Origin of the sequence: Arthrobacter sp. ISL-28, from assembly GCF_018613875.1 — a bacterium.
Taxonomy (GTDB): Bacteria; Actinomycetota; Actinomycetes; order Actinomycetales; family Micrococcaceae; genus Arthrobacter.
In genome coordinates, this window is sequence record NZ_JAGGPJ010000018.1 from 1 (window position 1) to 446 (window position 446).

Annotated in this window: 1 protein-coding gene; it reads right to left on the bottom strand. The window is 63.2% G+C overall.

Annotated elements, in window-relative coordinates:
- A partial coding sequence (locus J7E80_RS14425) for an FAD-dependent oxidoreductase (RefSeq protein WP_215052691.1) occupies positions 1–369 on the bottom strand: 369 nt, incomplete at its 3' end.
- Between the last annotated feature and the right edge of the window lie 77 nt (positions 370–446).

Genomic DNA, 446 nt, shown 5'->3' on the forward strand with positions numbered 1-446 from the left:
TTGGCCCCTCTCCTCGCGGCTGAGGATTTCGTGTTCGGCGCCGTTGGTCCTGGTGGTTTCCAGCAGGGCCGAGAGGTAGGGGCCGTCTTTGGTTCCGATGGAGAGGCCGCCGCAGCGGATCAGGATGTTCTGCCCGGTTTCCGCTTCGAGCTCGGCCCAGAGATCACGTGAGCGTTCCAGGATGGGGTAGAGGTCGGGGGCTCCGCGGTAGATCATCCGGAAGAGCCTGGTATCGCCGCCCACGGCACTGCGGGCATGGGCGGGTGCCTGGGCTTCGAATCCGACCACTGAGTCGGACAGGCGGGAGGCCTGCCACAGGGCCATGCTTCCGATGCTGCCCAGGCCGATGACTGCGAGTTTTCCATCCATGGTTAGAGCACCTGTTCCTGCCCACTTTTTTCGATCGTTATTTGCTGCATGGACGCCCCCTAGCGGATTGTGGCTTC